Annotated in this window: 18 protein-coding genes; 14 read left to right on the top strand and 4 right to left on the bottom strand. The window is 50.7% G+C overall.

Annotated features, from left to right (window positions below; all coding sequences use genetic code 11):
* The first annotated feature begins 180 nt into the window (after window positions 1–180).
* From ftsB to rpoS, 9 genes are all read left to right on the top strand, one after another.
* Window positions 181–471, top strand: a complete 291-nt coding sequence (gene ftsB, locus IC617_RS05620; protein ID WP_191144010.1) for a cell division protein FtsB — start codon at window positions 181–183, stop codon at window positions 469–471.
* Window positions 468–1169: a 2-C-methyl-D-erythritol 4-phosphate cytidylyltransferase gene (gene ispD / locus IC617_RS05625; protein WP_191144011.1), complete on the top strand. Its 702-nt coding sequence runs from the start codon at window positions 468–470 to the stop codon at window positions 1167–1169. Before ftsB ends, ispD begins: the two co-directional genes overlap by 4 nt.
* A complete protein-coding gene (gene ispF, locus IC617_RS05630; protein ID WP_191144012.1) occupies window positions 1166–1639 on the top strand; it encodes a 2-C-methyl-D-erythritol 2,4-cyclodiphosphate synthase in 474 nt (157 codons plus the stop codon). Before ispD ends, ispF begins: the two co-directional genes overlap by 4 nt.
* Window positions 1640–1649: 10 nt before the next feature.
* Entirely contained in the window at window positions 1650–2699 is a 1050-nt protein-coding gene (gene truD / locus IC617_RS05635; protein ID WP_191144013.1) for a tRNA pseudouridine(13) synthase TruD, read from the top strand.
* A complete protein-coding gene (gene surE / locus IC617_RS05640; protein WP_191144014.1) occupies window positions 2680–3444 on the top strand; it encodes a 5'/3'-nucleotidase SurE in 765 nt (254 codons plus the stop codon). Before truD ends, surE begins: the two co-directional genes overlap by 20 nt.
* Before the next feature lie 8 nt (window positions 3445–3452).
* Complete coding sequence (locus tag IC617_RS05645) at window positions 3453–4085, top strand: protein-L-isoaspartate(D-aspartate) O-methyltransferase (protein ID WP_191144149.1); 633 nt, start codon at window positions 3453–3455, stop codon at window positions 4083–4085.
* Entirely contained in the window at window positions 4082–4663 is a 582-nt protein-coding gene (locus tag IC617_RS05650) for a YqaA family protein (RefSeq protein ID WP_191144015.1), read from the top strand. The genes IC617_RS05645 and IC617_RS05650 overlap by 4 nt, the downstream gene beginning before the upstream one ends.
* A 19-nt stretch (window positions 4664–4682) precedes the next feature.
* Window positions 4683–5525 carry a peptidoglycan DD-metalloendopeptidase family protein gene (locus tag IC617_RS05655; RefSeq protein ID WP_224745826.1) on the top strand — a complete coding sequence of 281 codons (843 nt, stop codon included), beginning with the start codon at window positions 4683–4685 and terminating at the stop codon, window positions 5523–5525.
* 80 nt (window positions 5526–5605) lie between these two features.
* Window positions 5606–6592 (top strand): RNA polymerase sigma factor RpoS, encoded by a 987-nt coding sequence (gene rpoS, locus IC617_RS05660; protein ID WP_191144017.1) that lies wholly within the window; start codon window positions 5606–5608, stop codon window positions 6590–6592.
* 68 nt (window positions 6593–6660) lie between these two features.
* Here the strand turns inward: rpoS and IC617_RS05665 are convergent, their stop codons facing one another.
* A complete protein-coding gene (locus IC617_RS05665) occupies window positions 6661–7158 on the bottom strand; it encodes a glycine cleavage system transcriptional repressor (RefSeq protein WP_191144018.1) in 498 nt (165 codons plus the stop codon).
* Window positions 7159–7368: 210 nt separating this feature from the next.
* Between IC617_RS05665 and IC617_RS05670 the strand changes: the two genes are divergently transcribed.
* On the top strand, window positions 7369–8652 hold the full coding sequence (locus IC617_RS05670; protein WP_191144019.1) for an L-lactate MFS transporter: 1284 nt from the start codon (window positions 7369–7371) through the stop codon (window positions 8650–8652).
* A gap of 85 nt (window positions 8653–8737) precedes the next feature.
* Here the strand turns inward: IC617_RS05670 and IC617_RS05675 are convergent, their stop codons facing one another.
* Window positions 8738–10534, bottom strand: coding sequence for a Na/Pi cotransporter family protein (locus tag IC617_RS05675; protein WP_224745827.1), 1797 nt, complete (start codon window positions 10532–10534; stop codon window positions 8738–8740).
* A gap of 220 nt (window positions 10535–10754) precedes the next feature.
* Here IC617_RS05675 and IC617_RS05680 point away from each other — a divergent pair, with 220 nt between their 5' ends.
* From IC617_RS05680 to IC617_RS05690, 3 genes are all read left to right on the top strand, one after another.
* Window positions 10755–12890 (top strand): FUSC family membrane protein, encoded by a 2136-nt coding sequence (locus IC617_RS05680; RefSeq protein WP_191144020.1) that lies wholly within the window; start codon window positions 10755–10757, stop codon window positions 12888–12890.
* A 95-nt stretch (window positions 12891–12985) separates the two neighbouring features.
* On the top strand, window positions 12986–13789 hold the full coding sequence (locus IC617_RS05685) for an ABC transporter substrate-binding protein (RefSeq protein ID WP_191144021.1): 804 nt from the start codon (window positions 12986–12988) through the stop codon (window positions 13787–13789).
* 171 nt (window positions 13790–13960) lie between these two features.
* Entirely contained in the window at window positions 13961–15094 is a 1134-nt protein-coding gene (locus IC617_RS05690) for a M14 family metallopeptidase (protein ID WP_369410373.1), read from the top strand.
* Window positions 15095–15141: 47 nt separating this feature from the next.
* Here IC617_RS05690 and IC617_RS05695 read toward each other — a convergent pair whose 3' ends face one another.
* Window positions 15142–16125 carry a zinc-binding dehydrogenase gene (locus IC617_RS05695; protein ID WP_191144023.1) on the bottom strand — a complete coding sequence of 328 codons (984 nt, stop codon included), beginning with the start codon at window positions 16123–16125 and terminating at the stop codon, window positions 15142–15144.
* 75 nt (window positions 16126–16200) lie between these two features.
* Window positions 16201–17184 (bottom strand): potassium channel beta subunit family protein, encoded by a 984-nt coding sequence (locus IC617_RS05700; protein WP_191144024.1) that lies wholly within the window; start codon window positions 17182–17184, stop codon window positions 16201–16203.
* A gap of 175 nt (window positions 17185–17359) precedes the next feature.
* Between IC617_RS05700 and IC617_RS05705 the strand changes: the two genes are divergently transcribed.
* A complete protein-coding gene (locus tag IC617_RS05705; RefSeq protein ID WP_191144025.1) occupies window positions 17360–18283 on the top strand; it encodes a LysR family transcriptional regulator in 924 nt (307 codons plus the stop codon).

Raw genomic sequence — 18283 nt, forward strand, 5'->3', positions numbered from 1 at the left:
GCGATTGTGGCAAGGATGGTTCAAACTACAAACCATCCTTGAAGGCTATGAGCTAGCCAAGTCTCTTGAGCTCTGAGATGTGATCAAGAGACAGGCCTCGGCGGGGTTTTTACTTTTTCAGTTGGCTATCCTTCTGCAACCTCGCATAATACAGCCAAAGTTAATCGAACCGCCTGCTACATGCGTTTTGTTACCCCTATATTGCTGATCTTGCTTGTGCTGCTGCAGTACCGACTTTGGTTCGGTCGTAACAGCATGCCTGATTATGTTGTCCTAACCGAGCGGGTGGCTGAGCAACAATTGACCAATGAAAAACTCAAGCGGCGCAATGAGCTGCTATATGCGGAAATTGGCGATCTCAAAAGTGGCCTCGATGCGGTTGAAGAGCGAGCTCGCAACGAACTGGGGCTGATCCGAAAAGATGAAGTGTTCTATCGAATTTATCAGGATCTGGAGGAACCAGATTCATGAATAACGCCGCCAATCTGGTGGCGGTCATTCCCGCGGCGGGTGTTGGCTCGCGGATGCAGGCTGATTGTCCCAAGCAATATTTAACAATCGATGCGCAGCCTGTGCTGTGGCATAGCGTGATGAAAGTGCTCGCACATCCGCAAGTGACTCGCGCTGTTGTCGCGGTCTCGGCAACTGATCCTTACATCGCCGATATCCAGTGGCCAACTGACAAACCGGTTGATCTGGTCCACGGCGGCAAAGAACGAGCGGATTCGGTACTGGCCGGCATTCGTCACGCCATTGAGCAATGCAATGCCGATTGGGTGCTGGTTCATGATGCGGCCAGACCTTGTTTGCGAGCGGCCGATCTCTCTCAGCTGATTGCCACTACGCTCAATGCCAACCAAGGCGGTATTTTGGCGGTTCCGGTGCGAGATACCATGAAACGTGCAACTGGCAGTCGCCAGATTGCGCAAACGGTGGATCGCAATGCGTTATGGCATGCGCAAACGCCGCAAATGTTTCCTGCCGTTCTGCTCGCTGATGCCTTGACGCAGGCACTAGCGGCAGGCGCCACAGTAACTGACGAAGCTTCTGCGATTGAGTGGCTTGGTCAACAGCCACTATTGGTTGAAGGGCATGCAGATAACATTAAAATCACTCACCCCGAAGATTTGGCGCTGGCGCGCTTTTACCTAACCCAGGAGCTTTCATGATTCGTATCGGCCATGGTTTTGATGTTCATAAATTTGGTGGCGAAGGCCCGGTGATCATCGGTGGCGTTGCCATTGAGCATGACCAAGGCTTGCTGGCTCACTCCGACGGTGACGTGTTACTCCATGCGATCAGTGATGCGATTTTGGGCGCCATGGCACTGGGCGATATTGGTCATCACTTTCCCGATACCGATGATGCGTTTAAGGGCGCCGACAGCCGCGAATTATTGCGCCAGTGTTTTGCGCAGGCCGAGCAAAACGGCTACGTCATCGGCAACTTAGATGCCACCATTGTGGCGCAAGCACCAAAGATGGCGCCGTACATTGAACAAATGAAGCAACATTTGGCTGATGATTTGAAATGCGGCTTGAATCAGGTCAACGTCAAAGCGACGACCACCGAAAAGCTTGGATACACCGGCCGCAAAGAGGGAATCGCTGCCCACGCGGTTGTCTTGTTGCAACGATAGTCATCGAGTTATGAAGCACTATTCCCTCGACCAATTGGCTTACCGATTTGGCAAGCCAGCTGAAACGGCCGTGATTCGTCAACAGCCAGAGCACTTTAAAGTGCAAGAGTTGATTCGGGTTGAGCCCGATGGCACTGGCGAACACCTTTGGCTAAACATCCGCAAGCGCGGCATGAATACTAACTATTTAGCCAAGCAAGTAGCCAAATGGGCTGGCGTTCCAGAGCGCAATGTCAGCCATGCTGGGTTAAAAGACCGGCATGCGGTAACCGAACAATGGTTGTCAGTGCAGCTACCCGGCAAGCCGGATCCTGATTTTGCCCAGCTTGAATCAGATGATATTCAAATCATCGCTGGTCATCGCCATTCGCAAAAGCTCCGACCGGCGGTATTACTGGCAAACCGATTCGAGCTGCTACTCACCGAGGTAAGCGATCCTCAGGCGGTGATTGAACGATGGCAGCAAATTACCGCTGGGGTGCCTAATTATTTCGGCGAGCAACGCTTTGGCCATGACTTTGGCAATATTGATAAGGCCAAACAGGTATTTGCTGGCAAGCGATTCAAACGTCATTTGCAGGGGCTGTTTTTATCTTCAGCGCGCTCTTGGTTGTTTAACCGCATCGTGAGCAAGCGAGTCGCTGAGCAACAATTAGAAACCTTGATCGGCGGCGACATGCTGATGTTAGCCGGTAGCCGCAGTCATTTTATGTACCAAGGCGAGGCTGATTTGCCAGAACGCTTAGCATCAGGCGATGTTCAGTTGACCGCACCATTGTGGGGCGAGGGCTTCGACAACCTACAAGATGACTACCGCCAGTTAGTCCAAAGCGTGATCGACGATGAACCGGAGCTTGCTCAAGGTTTGGTGGCACAGCGGCTGAAACTGGCATTAAGGCCGCTACTACTGAAACCTGAACATGGTCGAATTGAGCACGTTGAGGAAGGTGTCAAAATCAGCTTTGTGTTACCGTCTGGTTCCTTCGCAACCAGTATTCTTCGCGAATTAGTGTCCTATCAGGATGTTTCAGGGAGTGCCCATGCAGATCTTGGTGAGTAATGATGATGGCGTGCAGGCGCCGGGAATCGCCGCGCTAGAGCAAGCGTTATCGGCGATGGTAGGTGTTTCTGAAGTGATGGTTGTAGCGCCCGATCGCAACTGTAGTGGCGCTTCTAACTCGCTGACTTTGGAAAATCCGCTGCGCACCCAAACGCTAGCGAACGGCTATGTCTCGGTCAAAGGCACGCCGACAGACTGCGTCCATCTGGCGATTAACGAATTACTGCCAGAGCTGCCTAGTTTGGTGGTCAGTGGTATTAACGCTGGCGCCAATCTTGGTGATGATGTGATTTATTCGGGTACTGTCGCAGCAGCCACAGAGGGCCGTTTTCTCGGCTTGCCGGCGATTGCTGTATCGCAGTGCGCTCGGGAGCCTAAACACTATGACACGGCAGCCAAAGTGGCCGCTCAAGTGGTTGCCCAACTGATCAAGTCACCGCTAGAATCGGACCAAATTATTAACGTCAATGTGCCGGATTTACCGTTTGAGCAATTGCGCGGTTTTAAAGTCACTCGACTTGGCAGCCGCCATCGCGCGGAGCACATGATCCGGACGACCGATCCTGCTGGCCGAGAAATCTTCTGGCTTGGTCCTCCGGGTGAAAAAGCTGATGCCGGTGAAGGCACTGATTTTCATGCCATTGACAATGGTTATGTATCGATTACGCCGATCAAGGTCGACTTGACTGCCCATCGGCAACTACCAGCGCTCAAAGCATGGGCGAGCCAATTAACACTGGAATGATGAAACAATTGAACGCTATGTCGCGGAATGGACTGCGCCTCGCCAACCTACTGCAGGAGCAAGGGATCAACGATCAGGCAGTGCTAAAAGCGATTGCCATGGTGCCACGAGAGCATTTTGTCGAGTCGATTTTGGGCCACAAAGCCTATGAGAATACGGCATTGCCGATTGGCCAAGGACAAACCATCTCGCAACCCTATATTGTTGCTCGCATGACCGAGCTGCTGCTGCAAACCGCACCACAGTCGGTACTTGAAATTGGCACCGGCTCGGGTTATCAGACTGCGATCCTTGCTGCCCTGGGGCTCAAAGTGTTTAGCGTTGAGCGCATTCGCTCGCTGCAATGGCAAGCGCGGCGACGCCTCACTCAACTTGATTTGCATGGGGTGTCTTTACGTCACGGTGATGGTTGGCAAGGCTGGCAAAGTAAAGGGCCATTCGACGCCATTATTGTTACCGCTGCAGCAGCACAAGTGCCCGAAGCGCTGAAAATGCAGTTGAATGTTGGCGGAAGATTGGTGATCCCGGTTGGCGAAGCGCAGCAAGCGTTGTACATTATCGACCGACACGAAGACGGATTTTCAGAACAAGTGATTGAAGCCGTTCGCTTTGTACCTTTGGTGCCCGGAGATTTAGCATGAAGATATTCACAGGGATGTATGATTGGGTGATGACCAAAGTTCAGCACCGTCATGCGCCGTCTTATCTCGCCGCTCTTAGTTTTACCGAATCGGTTATTTTTCCCATTCCGCCCGATGTCATGCTGGCGCCTATGTCGTTGGCGCAAACGGCAAAAGCCTGGCGCTATGCCGCCATTACCACAATCGCCTCCATTATTGGCGGTGCATTGGGCTATTTGCTCGGCTATCTATTGTTCGATCCGTTGGTGGTTCCTGTGCTCGAATCGATGGGCAAAATGGACAAGTTCAACTTAGTGGTCGATTGGTTTGAACAATATGGCGTTTGGGTGGTGTTCATTGCCGGCTTCTCACCAATACCCTACAAACTGTTCACGGTCGGCGCTGGGGTCCTCAGTATGGCCTTTTTGCCCTTTATGCTGGCGTCTGCAGTGGGGCGGGGCATGCGGTTTTTCTTGGTTGCCGGGCTCATGGTATGGGGCGGCGCCGCAATGGAGCAAAAATTAAGACAGTATGTTGAAGTGCTTGGTTGGTTGGTTGTGGCAGCTGGCGTGGCATTGTACTTGGTGCTCAAGCACTAAACGTTGGCGGGAGATCTTGTTGAACTCACTGAAAGCCATAACATTACTATGGTTAATATGGTGTTTGGGGTTGGTTGGCTGTGCCAGCCAATCACAAAATCCTGCCCCTGTGAGATCAATCACAAAAGATTATTCGCAACAGTATCAGACCAAAATTACTGCCTCTAGCTATCAAGTGAAGTCGGGTGATACGCTTTTTTCCATTGCTTGGGCGTCCGGCCAAGACTACAAAAATCTGATAGAAATTAACGATATAAAACCGCCGTATACAATTTTTCCGGGACAGACATTAAAACTGCGGGGAAAATCTAATAATTCCTCTGTTAGTCGAAAAAAGACTGATCGGTCAAATACTTCAACTCACCAACTAAAAAACATAGACAGTCGTCATAAAAATGACGTTGACTCGACTTCCTCGCAGGGATATCGTCAAGTCAAGGCTGGTCAAGAAAGAAGCAGTACGGCTCAGACCAAACCGCGCCCATATGGACGTGTTAAACAGTGGCTTTGGCCCACCAAAGGAACCGTGTCGGGACAGTTTTCGGCATCCTCCCTTGGCTCTAAAGGCATTGATATAAAAGGTAAATTTGGTCAAGCTATAACCGCTTCTGCTGAAGGAAAGGTGGTCTACGCCGGGTCTGGACTGCGTGGTTATGGTGAACTCATCATCATCAAACATTCCGACGAATTCCTCAGCGCTTATGCCCATAACAGTGTCATTCGTGTCACTGAAGGACAATGGGTTAAGGCTGGTCAATTGATTGCCAATATGGGTAGTACGGGGACCGATTCGGTCAAGCTGCACTTTGAAATTCGTTACAAAGGAAAGCCGGTTGACCCCACGAAATATCTACCTAAATAGGGCGGTCTGTTGGAGCGGGGGCTCCGTATGCAAGGTAGCACTACAAAAATACATAGGGATATAAGGTTGGGAGAATGGGTATGACTCAAGAAGCACAGGCAGTCACTTTAGAAGATGACATCCACGAGCAAGAACAGGCGTTTGAACCATCAGAAGCAGAATTAAAACGCACTAACTCCAAAGGTAGAGAATCGCTATTAAGCGACGAAGTCACACAACAAGATTTACAAAAAAACCTCGATGCCACTCAGCTTTACTTAAGCGAAATCGGCTTCTCGCCACTATTGACCGCTGCCGAAGAAGTATTTTTTGCCCGCCGTGCGCTCAAAGGCGATGAGCGAGCAAGAAAGCGGATGATCGAAAGTAATCTGCGACTGGTGGTGAAAATTGCCAGACGCTACAACAATCGCGGTCTGACGCTGTTAGACCTGATTGAAGAAGGCAACTTAGGCTTGATCCGAGCCGTTGAGAAATTCGACCCAGAGCGTGGGTTCCGCTTTTCAACGTACGCCACTTGGTGGATTCGCCAAACCATTGAGCGGGCCATTATGAACCAGACCCGCACCATTCGTCTGCCGATTCATGTGGTGAAAGAATTAAACGTCTATTTGCGGACTGCTCGTGAACTGGCGCAGTCGCTTGACCATGAGCCAACCGCTGAAGAAATCGCCATTAAATTGGATAAGCCGGTTGAAGATGTCAGCCGCATGCTGCGGCTAAACGAGAAAATCAGCTCGGTCGACACGCCAATCGGTGGTGGTAACGACAAAGCGCTGCTCGATGTCATTGCTGATGAAAACGACGCTGGCCCTGAAGAGCGCCTGCAAGATTCAGATATGCAGCGCAACATTGTTCGTTGGCTGGAAGATTTGAATCCCAAACAACGGGAAGTGTTGGCTCGCCGCTTTGGCCTGCTTGGTTATGAGCCATCAACGTTGGAAGATGTTGGTTCAGAAATCGGTCTGACCCGAGAGCGAGTTCGCCAAATCCAAGTCGAGGCACTGCGACGCCTGCGCGATGTGCTCAGCAAAAATGGTCTGTCGGTGGAATCGCTGTTTAAAGCATAACCACCATCAGGGCAACAACACCAAAAGGGAGCAATTGCTCCCTTTTTTGTGACCATCAGTGGTAGCGGTTACACCACAGTAACAACCATATCTTCGGCAATGCCCTCCAGCTCTTCGGCAAGCTCTTCGCTTGTTCGGCTGTTTGGTACTTTCAACATCAGACGCGCGGTGAAGACGCTGCGGCCTAATTCAGCAACGCCAATGCGCTGACAATCCATATCGACCAACTCAATACTCTCGGAATCTAATACCTGAGTGATCTCATTGACGATGCCGGCTCTATCGCTTGAATCAACCACCATTTCGACAATGGAGCTTGGTGGCGGTGTTGGCTCTCCTTCGGAAAATACCGCGCATATTGCGGGCTCGTTATTAAAGATGTCTTTGAGGGGCTGAACTTGAGGTTGCGGCAGTTCTACTTTGATTAAGGCTGAAATCTGATCGTCGAGGTGGTTGACCTTACTGGTGAGCCATTTGCCACCGAGTTCATGGGTCTTCGCCGCAAGATCTTTTAACAGACCAGGTCTGTTGTTTCCCATCAGGGATGCTACAAGAATTGCGCTCATAAATAGCTCTTTGTTAATTATATGTTAATGAAGCTTGCTTTTCTGGGTGCTTATTCGGCCGCCAAATCCGTTCCTCTCGGCTCATCAATGACTTTACCAAGCACAAAATCACTATGATTGAAGTGCTATGACGACTTATTGATCACCGTCAATTAACAAAATCGCAACCAATATAAAGTGCCATTAACAAAATTTATCTGGAGATAACAAATGAAAAATCGCTGGCTCATTGCCGCATCGGCGGTAGGTGTTCATGCTTCGATTGGCTCTGTGTATGCGTTCAGCGTATTTAAAAAGCCATTGGGTCAACTGATTGAGACTGCAACCAACAACGAAATTGCGTTGACGTTCAGCTTGGCTATTTTCTTCTTGGGTATGGCTGCGGCCATCATGGGCCACTTTGTTGAGAAGCATGGTCCTCGTAAAGCCGGTATTTTGTCGGCCAGCTTCTTTGGTGGCGGCTTACTGGTAGCGGGTCTCGGCGCGGCCATGGAGAATCTCTACATCATTTGGCTTGGTTACGGTGTGCTCGGTGGTATTGGTCTTGGTATTGGATACATCACACCGGTATCGACGCTGGTTAAATGGTTCCCTGACCGTCGTGGTTTAGCAACCGGCCTGGCCATCATGGGCTTTGGTTTTGGTGCCATGATTGGTGCACCTGTATTTAACTTCATCATTGAATACTTCGGTGTGCAAAACGGTGGTATTGCCAACACTTGGTTCATCATGGGTGTGGTTTACATCGTGGTGATGATGTCTTCTGCGCTGTATCTTGAGCGCCCACCACAAGGGTGGATGCCTGCTCACATGAAAGAGGCCATCGAGTCTGGCAAACAGAAGAAAGTAGACGATTTGTCGCAACAAACGGCCAACGAAGCAGTTAAAACTGGTCCATTCTGGGGCTTGTGGGTGATGATGTTCATCAACATCTCTTGCGGTATCGGGGTGATTTACTCCGCGTCGCCATTGGCGCAAGAAAGCATTGGTTTGAGCGCAGCAGAAGCGGCCGCTGTGGTTGGTCTGATGTCACTCTTTAACGGTCTAGGCCGGATTGGCTGGGCATCATTCTCAGATGTGCTGGGCCGTGGTCAGACGTACATGACGTTCTTCCTAATCCAAATCGTGGCCTTCATGATTTTGCCAAACATCACCAGTGTGTTGTTGTTCCAAATCGTGCTGTACACCATTTTGACCTGTTACGGTGGCGGTTTCGCAACATTGCCAGCATTTATTGGCGACCTGTTTGGTACCAAAGAGCTGGGTGCGATTCACGGTTACGTATTGACTGCATGGGCTGCCGCTGGTTTGGCTGGTCCGCAAATCAACGCATACCTGCACACCTTGACCGGCTCTTACGAGCTAACCTTGTACATCTTTGCTGGTGCCTTTGTTGTTGCGTTAGCAACCTCGTTGATGATGATGAGCTACATCAAACGAGCACGCGCAGCGAAAGACCAAGAAGAAGCCGAAGGAAATGTTGCGGTCGCATAATGGCCATAACTTCCAACGCAATGAGCCGACCTTTGGGTCGGCTTTTTGCTATCTGAGAAAGGTGAATTATCAACAGAGCTAAGTACTACAGCTTAACCTGGCGAATATCCCGTTTACGTAGGTGGAGCTTGGCGATGCGCTTGCTCAAGGTGTAAATCCGCTTTAACGCATCAATCCACTCCATTTCCAAATGAAACAGTTGTAATCGCTTACCGTCTTGATCCGACAAGCGTTGGGCTTGATGTTCGAGTACGGTTTCGAGCAGCGAATTTAACTCTCGCTTCGCTCGCAATACTCGCGTAGCCAGATCTCTGTCGTTACGGCGCACCGCGTTGACGCAATTCAGTAACGCTTCATTGACCCGTTCTTGGGCCTGATCCAGAGTGTTGCGCATTACCGGACTGACCACCAAATCATGATTTAGTGCGTTGTATGCCAACGGCAACATGGTATCCACCACCAAATCTGCAACGCTTTCAAGTTGATCGGTAATGCTAATTAACTGAATCTGGTGGGCGCTTTGGGTGTCTGATAACGGCTCTAGGCGGAGCCTACCCAGGTAAGCGAGGATTTTTCCGTGGAGCCTATCGACCTCTTCTTCAATATCTTCAATCTGTTGCAGTTGTTCTCGTAGCGCCTGTTTTCTCGCGGCATCCAAAGCGCTGCAAGACAAAGGCGGTAGCATATTGACCATGTTACACACGCGGCGGCCGATTCGGCCTAATTCCAGATGCGCCTGAGTGAGCGCCAGATCGGGTGTTTGCAGCAATTCTTCAGCCAGATATTTGGTACGAATCGATTTCTTCTCCGCTTTTAACTGGTGCGGCACCACCTTGCGGGCAAACCACACAAATACCCCAGCAAATGGCAGCATGACAATGGTATTGAAGACGTTAAACAAGGTATTGGCATTGGCGATTTGACGTGGGATCTCGGCGGCACTGCGAGCAACGCCCTCGAGGTTGCTGTGCGCTGGTGATATCGCCACGCTAATGTCGCTCAGTAGGGCTATCAGTGGTATCCAAATCAATACACCAATGACATTGAAGGCGACATGAACGGTCGCTGCTTGTACGGCTTCTCGCGGTTTGCCGATTGCCGCTAACACGGCAGTGATGCAAGTGCCAATGTTGGCTCCCATGGCCAGCGCAATGCCGGTCTCCAAAGGGATTAATCCTTGCCCAGCCACGACAATGACAATACCGGTGGTGGCTGATGATGACTGCACTAAGGCGGTGAAAGTAGCAGCCAATGCGATAGCGATAAAGACATTGTCCATATGGGTCATGGTATTGATAAACGGCTCATAGCTGCGCAGTGGTGCCATGGCATCGCCCATCATGTTCATGCCAAGAAAGATCAATCCCAAGCCGAATAGCATGTCACCGTAGTGGCGAATGGTTTCCTTCTTGGCAGTGAATTGAATCAAAAAGCCTGCCGCAACCATCACCATGGCCGCCTTGGTGACTTTAAATGCAACGATCTGGGCGGTGACTGTGGTGCCGATATTGGCCCCCATGATGACGCCAACGGCTTGAGTCAATGACATCAAACCCGCAGAAATAAAACTAACCAGCAATACCGTTGTCACCGACGATGACTGGATGATGGCAGTGATCCCTGTACCGGTCAGGGTGGCCATGACTCGGTTGGTGGTGAGCTTGGCCAGCAAGGTTCGCATGCGGTCGCCTGCTGCTCGCTTTAATGCCGCAGACATTTTGTCTAATCCATACAAAAACAAGGCTAAGCCACCAAATAGGCCAATGAGCATGGGCCAATAGCGCAGTTGCTCGGAGTCAGCGGCGGCGGCCGTAAATGGTATGGCCAAGCCAAGCAAGGCCAACGCAGCACGGGTGAAATGGCGGTAACAAATCTTTGTCATCGAATGACCAACAATACGGGGTGTCTATTAATTAATTGCTGAGCAGCGCGGAAAGTCGAATAGCGATGTCACATTTTGAAAATTAATCATTCACTTAACGGGTTATGGTGAGAACTGATGAATGACCTCACTTTTTTGTGGTGTATTTGTGTTACATAGATCACATTTTTATGTCATGTTATTAAGACTCGCTCAGGACTGGAGGTTTGGTAGTCGGCCAATGGCGTATTTTTCTCCCCCATCAACCCGCTCGCCGTGGTTTATTGCCGCGATAAAAGCCAGTTTGCTGACTGCTGGATTTTTGTTGTGGGGCTTGTTGCACGATAACTTGGTGATGATGAGCGCCATGTCGATGGGCGTGTCCGCGGCCGCTTTATCGGACCATCCGAGCCAATATGCCAGACGCGGCATTACGCTATTGTCGATGCTCGTTAGCTTTGGCCTTGCGTCAGCGTCGGTGGTTGCGTTCTACCACTTACCCTGGTTGTTTGTGGTGGGACTTGGGGTGTCGACCTACATGCTGCTGATGGCCAGCGCATTTGGCCCTCGATTTGGCCGAATTAGCTTTGGCGCCTTGAACACGGCGGTGTTCACTATGCTGAGCTACAACCACCATCAGCAACCTGAGTGGTTGCCCGTGATGTTGGTCGGCGGCTCGCTAAGCTACTTTGTACTATCCAGCCTGGTTCATTTTGTCATGCCCAATTTCGATCTAGAGCATGACAGCCGCCAGTTGTTCTCAACATTGGCCAAGTACCAGTTGTTAAAAGCACGTTTTTTTGATGATGCCACTGATCCTGCTGAGCTGCGCTTGCGATTGGCGAAAATTGGCGCGCAAGCTTCCTTAGCGTTGGCGAATGTGCGACAGCAGCTGATTGTCCGGCAAAATCAAAACCCTTCGGCTAATCATCAGTCGGGCTATTTGGCGCAATTTTTCAAAGCACAAGTCTTACTAGAGCGCTTGAGCTCTTCCCATTTGCTCTATCAGGAGCTGCGCCAGGAATTAGCGGACACCTCATTACCGGCCCGCATTCAGCGGGTCATGGTCGGTTTATCGAAGCGGATCTTGCGACAACCGCGTTACCGCGGCCAGCAACATTATGAAATGCATGATGCTGTCGCTGACGAGCTAGCGAAACTGGAATCGAGCGTCGAGCGACTGGCCAGCCGGCAGGTATTCAGCTCTCAATGTGGCAGCCAGCTGAAGTATTTACTCACTAACTTAGCCAAAGTGGCGGAGTTAACCGAGCGCCAAGTTCCGTTTCCAAAAGAAGACTTTTTGTTCTCTGAACAGGGCAAGCTGAAGTGGCGTGACTACTGGCGCCTGTGTGTCAATTCGGGGACCCCTTTGTTTGGCCATGCCACGCGAATGGCGTTGTGTATGGTCGTGGGGTACGGGGTGATTCAAATGCTGCCGGCCGATAGCCAAAACTATTGGTTGCTGCTGACCATCTTGTTTATCACTAAACCGACTTTCTCTGAAACCAAACAGCGTTTGTTACAGCGAATTGCCGGCACGCTGGCAGGCATTGCCCTAGCGACGGGATTGTATTGGTTGGCATTACCTGCCGCAGCGCTGATCGTGATTGCGGTGATCGCCAAGTTCGTATTCTTTTGGTATTTGCAGCAACGCTATTCCGTTGCTGTTGGTTGTGTGTCGGTCTACGTTGCGATTTTGCTGCAATTCTATGGTCTCGATGCCGAGGCTTTATTCATCAAACGGATTTTAATTACCGTGAGTGCTGCCGCTTTGGTCTATCTGGCTTTACGTTACCTCTGGCCAGATTGGTTGCAGCAGCGTTCGCGACATGTGGTGGCCGCTAGTATCAAAGCGCTCAGCGCCTATCAGAGCAATATTTTTCAGCAATATCTGAGTCAGCAACGGCTCGAAGACGAACCGTATCGCTTGGCTAGATTTCATGCTCACGTCAGCGAAGCGGCGCTGGTTGAGCACTGGCAGGCATTACTGGCAGAGCCTCGAACGAAACAATCAGAAGCCACCACGCTGTATTTGTTAACTGGCCGCTTACACGCATATTTATCTTATCTGTCGGCGCTCGCCTCCCACCGGGGCTCGATTAACTCCGCTACCGCTTTACCTTTGATTGCACAAATAGGGCAGCGTCTAGCGCAACAGCTTGAGCAACTCGAAGGCGCACTGCTGAGTAAGCCGTTGGTGGGCTCTCAGGGCGACCATCGGGAGTTATCGCAACGCTTATCACAACTCACCTCAACATTGACTGGACCTGATTTAATGGTGACTTTCCAGCTATTGCGGCTCAATGAAAATATTGAGCAAATCCGCCAATTGCTGTTGGGACAGGATAATTGGCAGCTAGCCAGCCAAATTAACTGATTGGTATGCGCTCTGGGTCAAACAATTGGATGTTGATTATTGCGATCTGTAAGCGCTTACATAAAATTCAATGGTTCTCATAAAGGGCCTTACTTGTGTACCAGTTAACGTTTTGGAATGGCAATAAATCCGTTGTTCGTCAGCAATATGAGCTGCAAGTACTGACTGAAGTGGTGCGTACTTGGCATCGTCAGCCGTGGCATATCAACAATGATGTCACCAATTTCCCCAAAGCCGAGGATGAGGGCAGTGTGCTCAGTGGCTTTGCCGATGTCACGGTGACAGTGGCGGGCAATAGCAAATTTGCTGGTCGCGCCAAGATTGTCATTGACCAGCCAATTGCCAAAGGGTTGCTGGGATTGAGGCTGCTCATCATTAAGCGTGCGCAGTGCCTGCGCTTTGCCAAGGTGGGGGAACAGGCTGATCTCAAACCGCTTCGGGCCGGTATTCCGGCTACTTGGGCTGATGCCGAAATACTCCGAGCCAATGGTTGTCAGGTAGTGGAGCGTGGTTCTTTTGAGGAAGTATTTGCGCGTTTGAAACGAGATGAATTTGATTACGTTTCGCTCGGCGCCAACGAGGTGCTAGATGTTTACCACAACATGGTTGGCGATGATCCTGAGTTGATGATTGAACCCACCTTGATGCTTTATTACCCCTTGCCACTGGTATTTTATGTCGCTCCTGATCAGCTCGATCTTGCTGATCATATTCGGACCGGTTTGCAGCAGATTGAGCGTAATGGGGTGCTAGCGCAGTGTTTCGATGACTATTACGGTTTTCCCGTTCGCCAGCTTAACCTTTCTCAACGTCGGGTGATCGAGCTCGACAACCCCTTGCTACAGGGCAAACTCGCTGGTTACCAGTCGCCATTAATGACAACAGCCAAAGCGATGTAAATTGTTGTTTGCATCAGGGCGCTAAACAATGCCGCCAAAGCGGTTTACAGCGTCCATTTGAGTGGCACAATCGAGTTCAGTTTTGTCGCCGTCATTTGCCGTCTATACTCGACGGCAACAGGCTCGGCCTCCCACTCAACCTTCCACTCAACAACAAGAGAGACTTTCATGATCCGTATCTCCAGTCACTTCGACAGTGGCAACATCGAATGCCATGACTGCCAAGATCCACAAAACATTCGCCTCCGCATTGTCAAAGATGGCGCTGCTGACTTTTTGCAGTGGTTTCATTTTCGTTTATCTGGGGCTGCGAATACACAGTGCCGCTTGGTGATCGAGAACGCAGGTGAGTGCTCTTATGTTGAAGGTTGGCATGATTATCGGGCGGTCGCGTCTTATGATCGCGAGAATTGGTTTCGGGTGAACAGCCGTTTTGAAGATGGCAAATTAATCATTGATCATGAGCCGGAGTTGAACAGCATTTATTTTGCTTACTTTGCGCCGTATTCGATGGAACGCCATCAAGACTTGATTGCTTGGGCCGCAGATACCGGCGATTGTGAAGTGGAAGTGCTTGGCAGCACGGTAGATGGTCGCGATATGGATTTGCTGACTATTGGTGATGAGCGCGATGGCAAGATCAAATGCTGGGTGATTGCTCGTCAGCACCCAGGTGAAACCATGGCTGAATGGTGGATGGAAGGCTTTTTAGCGCGAATGTTGGACAACAGCGATCCGGTGACTCGTGAATTGCTCGACCAGATGACTTTTTACGTGGTGCCAAACATGAATCCAGATGGCTCATTCCGTGGCCATCTTCGCTCCAATGCCGCCGGTGCCAACCTCAACCGTGAGTGGCAGGAGCCGAGCCTAGAGCGCAGTCCTGAAGTATTCCATGTACTTGAGCGAATGAAGCAAACCGGTGTCGATTTGTGCTTGGACGTCCATGGTGATGAAGCCTTGCCATACAACTTTATTGCTGGTGCCGAGGGCATTCCAAGTTGGAATGAATTCAAGCAGCAGCAGCTCGACCACTTCCAAGCTGAATTAGTCAAAGCGAGCCCCGACTTCCAAACCCAGTTTGGCTATGACAAAGATCAGCCGGGTCAGGCCAACATGACCGTCTGTACCAACAACATCGCCGAGCGCTTTGATTGTTTGGCGATGACGCTCGAAATGCCATTTAAAGACACTGTTGAGACGCCGGATTACGAGCAAGGCTGGTCGCCAGAGCGTTGTATGCGTTTGGGTGAAGCTTGTGTGAACGCCATTTATCAGTCACGTAGTGTCCTGAAAAAGAGTTAATTCGCGAGCAGTTACTACAGCTCGGGAGCGTCATCAAGTGGCCTGTTTCAATCGATCAAGGCCACTAATTTTCCGACGGTTCGTTGCTCTCTCATGGCCATTAATGCCGCCGGCACTTCAGCAAGACTTAAGGTGGTTAGTTTCGGTACCGCAATGGTTTGGTTGGCCAGCAGCTGATTGACGGCCAAACCAGCGGTAACAATACTGTTGCGGCCGAAATCGCCATGCACATGACCCGAACCTAAGCTCAACTGATGGCAGCTAATGCCGCGCAGAAAGGCATCTTGGTATTTGCTTGGTTCGCAGGTCTGAACCAATTCCACCAATTGGCCATCAAAGCGCAAGCTGTTGGCGCATTGCACTTCATTGTCACCACCGACGCAATCGAGAGCGATGGCCACGCCTTGCTGATTGGTCGCTTGCATAATTGCGTCGACGACATTGTGCTGATGATAATCAATGGCGATATCGGCCCCCAGCGATTGCACATAGGGATGATTGGCGGCCGAACAAGAAGTGATGATTTGGCCAATGCCGAAGTGTTTTGCCAGTTGAATGGCAAAACTACCAACACCGCCGGAGCCTCCGGTAATAAGAATGCTGTCGGCGCCTCGGGCTGATAATTTTTCCAACGCGCGCCACGCTGTCCAAGCCGCACATGGCGTTGCCGCTGCCACTTCCGGTGCGACATTCGGTAATGGCGTGAGGGTACGGCTGTCGTGAATGGCAAATTGCGCAAAACCGCCATGATGGCGGCGCATATTGCCGTGATAGAGCACCTTGTCACCAACTTGCCAGCAGCTGACCGCTGCGCCCACGTCGACAATGGTGCCGGCAACATCGAGGCCACCAACAAAGTCATCGGTCATGCCTGCAACCATGCCTTGCCACAAGTTGATTTTGCTATCAACTGGGTTGAGGCCAACCGCTTGCACGGCGACCAATACATCAAATTCGGTTTCGAGTTGCGGTTGGGCTTGTTCGCCGAGTTGAAATCGATCGTGTTCAGGTGAGTAGCTAACGGCTTGCATGACGGATCCTCAACGGCAATGGCAGGGCACCTTTGAAGTTAACGCAAGGATGCCCTTTATACCAATTTCGTTAGGCTACCAACGAACCGGATCTGCTGGTTTGTTGGCCAGAATGTCATCAATCTGAGTCATCACTTCAGGCGTTAATCGGTCGGCGAGAGTGACCGCCTGCAAGTTATCTTCGAGCTGTGCCAATTTCGACACCCCAAGAATAATGCTGCTGACATTGGCGTTGGCAAGGCACCAATTTAATGCCAAATGATGCAGTGGAATGTCCAACGAGCCGGCCAAATCATTGAGCTGGCGGATCTGTTCGAGTTTATTGTTTTCTCCCATCAGCATGTCGCGAAGCCATTCATAACCGGGCAGCGCAAGGCGGCTGTCTTGCGGCACGCCATTGAGGTATTTGCCGGTTAGTAAGCCGCTGGCGAGAGGCGAGAAGCTAGTGATTCCTAGGCCCATCAGTGGGTAAAGCGGGGCAAATTCGCTTTCGACTTTGTCGCGATGCAACATGTTGTATTGCGGTTGCTCCATGACCGGCGCAATCAAATTTTCTGCTTTGGCGACGGCCCAAGCTTCAGTGATTTGTTGCGCGCTCCACTCCGATGTGCCCCAGTACATGACTTTGCCCTGACTCACTAAGTCGTGCATGGCGCGCACGGTTTCGTATATCGAGGTATCAATGTCAGGACGATGGCAGTAGTAAAGATCTAAATAATCCACTTGTAAGCGGCTTAACGCGGCATGACAGGCGTCAAATACGTGCTTACGGCTCAGGCCTCGCTGAGTGGGCTTATCGCCGCCCCAAAACACCTTGCTGGAAACAACGTAGCTATCGCGGCTCCAACCCAAATCGGCAATGGCTTGACCCATTAAGCGTTCAGATTCGCCAGCTTCATAGCCCTCGGCGTTATCGAAAAAGTTAATCCCAGCATCGTAGGCGTGAGCCATGATGTTTTTGGCATCGGCGAGATCCACTTGTTTGCCAAATGTCACCCAAGATCCAAGACTTAATTCACTGATTTGCAGGCCACTTTGGCCTAGGCGTCGGTATTGCATTGGTTGCTCCCGCGGATTGCCAGAAAGGAAGTTTCAGCAGTCCATTATAGAAGTTCAGGATTTGGGAAAAATAGGCAGAATTGAAATGACAGTTTGTTATATCAAACAATAAAGGGTTGTTAGTGAGTTATTATCTTCCAATCTTTGAGCCAAAATTCAATCCCAGAGGCTACCAGTGGCCAAACATCATAAACGAGTGGAGCGCCTATTACTGTTCGCTAAGGTCGCTGAACTACTGAGCTTTTCGAAAGCAGCAGAGCAGTTGGATATTTCCAGAAGCTATCTGTCGCAGCAGATTAATCAGTTGGAAAGTGAGTTGAAAACCCAGTTGCTGATCCGCTCAACTCGTAAAGTGCGATTGACCACCGAAGGGCAACGAGTGCTGCGTCAGATGCTCGACATCAATCAGAAGCTGGTGGATATGGAGCGCGATTTGAGCCACAGCGATGCGTCTGTCAGTGGCCTGTTAAAAATCACCGCACCGGCATTTTTTGGCTCGACTTACTTGATGAAGGTGTGCAATGAATTCCGCAACGACTACCCGCAAGTGGAGTTTGAAATTGATGTCGGTAATCGTTTGGAGGATTTAGCCAAGCGTAATTACGATCTGGCCATTCGAGTCACCGATCAGCCACCGGAAAACATGATTGCCAGAAAGCTCACTCACTACGAACACTGGATCTGTGCTGCGCCTAGTTATTTGTCAAGCTATGGCGCGCTTGCCGAGCCGGAAGATTTGCTTCATCACCAATGCTTGTCGCATCCAGCCTGGCGGCAATGGCGTTTGCATGCGCGGCGTGGGGCAGGGGACGACGTCAGGATCATCGACACCCATGGCGGTTTTGCGGTCAACGACTATGGGGTGTTGATTGAAGCCAGTCTTGCAGGCCATGGGGTGGTGCGAGCGCCGCAGCATTTGCTCGCCCAACATGTGGCTGACGGCAAACTGCAGCGGCTGTTTAGCCACTATCAGATTGAGGCGCGCGATGTGTGGTTGGTGTATCCGCAACGGATTGAACACTCGACCCGAATGAAATTATTTATCGCTTATTTGCTCAGGCACTTTGAGCAAGCCAATAGCGTCACCCTAACCGATTGA

This window comes from Neiella litorisoli (assembly GCF_014773395.1).
Classification (GTDB): Bacteria; Pseudomonadota; Gammaproteobacteria; order Enterobacterales; family Neiellaceae; genus Neiella; species Neiella litorisoli.

Excerpts from the sequence above, each read along its gene's own strand:
- truD (WP_191144013.1), top strand. The coding sequence starts at position 1,650 with ATGAAGCACTATTCCCTCGACCAATTGGCTTACCGATTTGGCAAGCCA.
- IC617_RS05695 (WP_191144023.1), bottom strand. The coding sequence starts at position 16,125 with ATGCAAGCCGTTAGCTACTCACCTGAACACGATCGATTTCAACTCGGC.
- surE (WP_191144014.1), top strand. The coding sequence starts at position 2,680 with ATGCAGATCTTGGTGAGTAATGATGATGGCGTGCAGGCGCCGGGAATC.
- IC617_RS05670 (WP_191144019.1), top strand. The coding sequence starts at position 7,369 with ATGAAAAATCGCTGGCTCATTGCCGCATCGGCGGTAGGTGTTCATGCT.
- ftsB (WP_191144010.1), top strand. The coding sequence starts at position 181 with ATGCGTTTTGTTACCCCTATATTGCTGATCTTGCTTGTGCTGCTGCAG.
- rpoS (WP_191144017.1), top strand. The coding sequence starts at position 5,606 with ATGACTCAAGAAGCACAGGCAGTCACTTTAGAAGATGACATCCACGAG.
- IC617_RS05665 (WP_191144018.1), bottom strand. The coding sequence starts at position 7,158 with ATGAGCGCAATTCTTGTAGCATCCCTGATGGGAAACAACAGACCTGGT.
- IC617_RS05675 (WP_224745827.1), bottom strand. The coding sequence starts at position 10,534 with ATGACAAAGATTTGTTACCGCCATTTCACCCGTGCTGCGTTGGCCTTG.
- ispD (WP_191144011.1), top strand. The coding sequence starts at position 468 with ATGAATAACGCCGCCAATCTGGTGGCGGTCATTCCCGCGGCGGGTGTT.
- IC617_RS05700 (WP_191144024.1), bottom strand. The coding sequence starts at position 17,184 with ATGCAATACCGACGCCTAGGCCAAAGTGGCCTGCAAATCAGTGAATTA.
- ispF (WP_191144012.1), top strand. The coding sequence starts at position 1,166 with ATGATTCGTATCGGCCATGGTTTTGATGTTCATAAATTTGGTGGCGAA.
- IC617_RS05650 (WP_191144015.1), top strand. The coding sequence starts at position 4,082 with ATGAAGATATTCACAGGGATGTATGATTGGGTGATGACCAAAGTTCAG.
- IC617_RS05680 (WP_191144020.1), top strand. The coding sequence starts at position 10,755 with ATGGCGTATTTTTCTCCCCCATCAACCCGCTCGCCGTGGTTTATTGCC.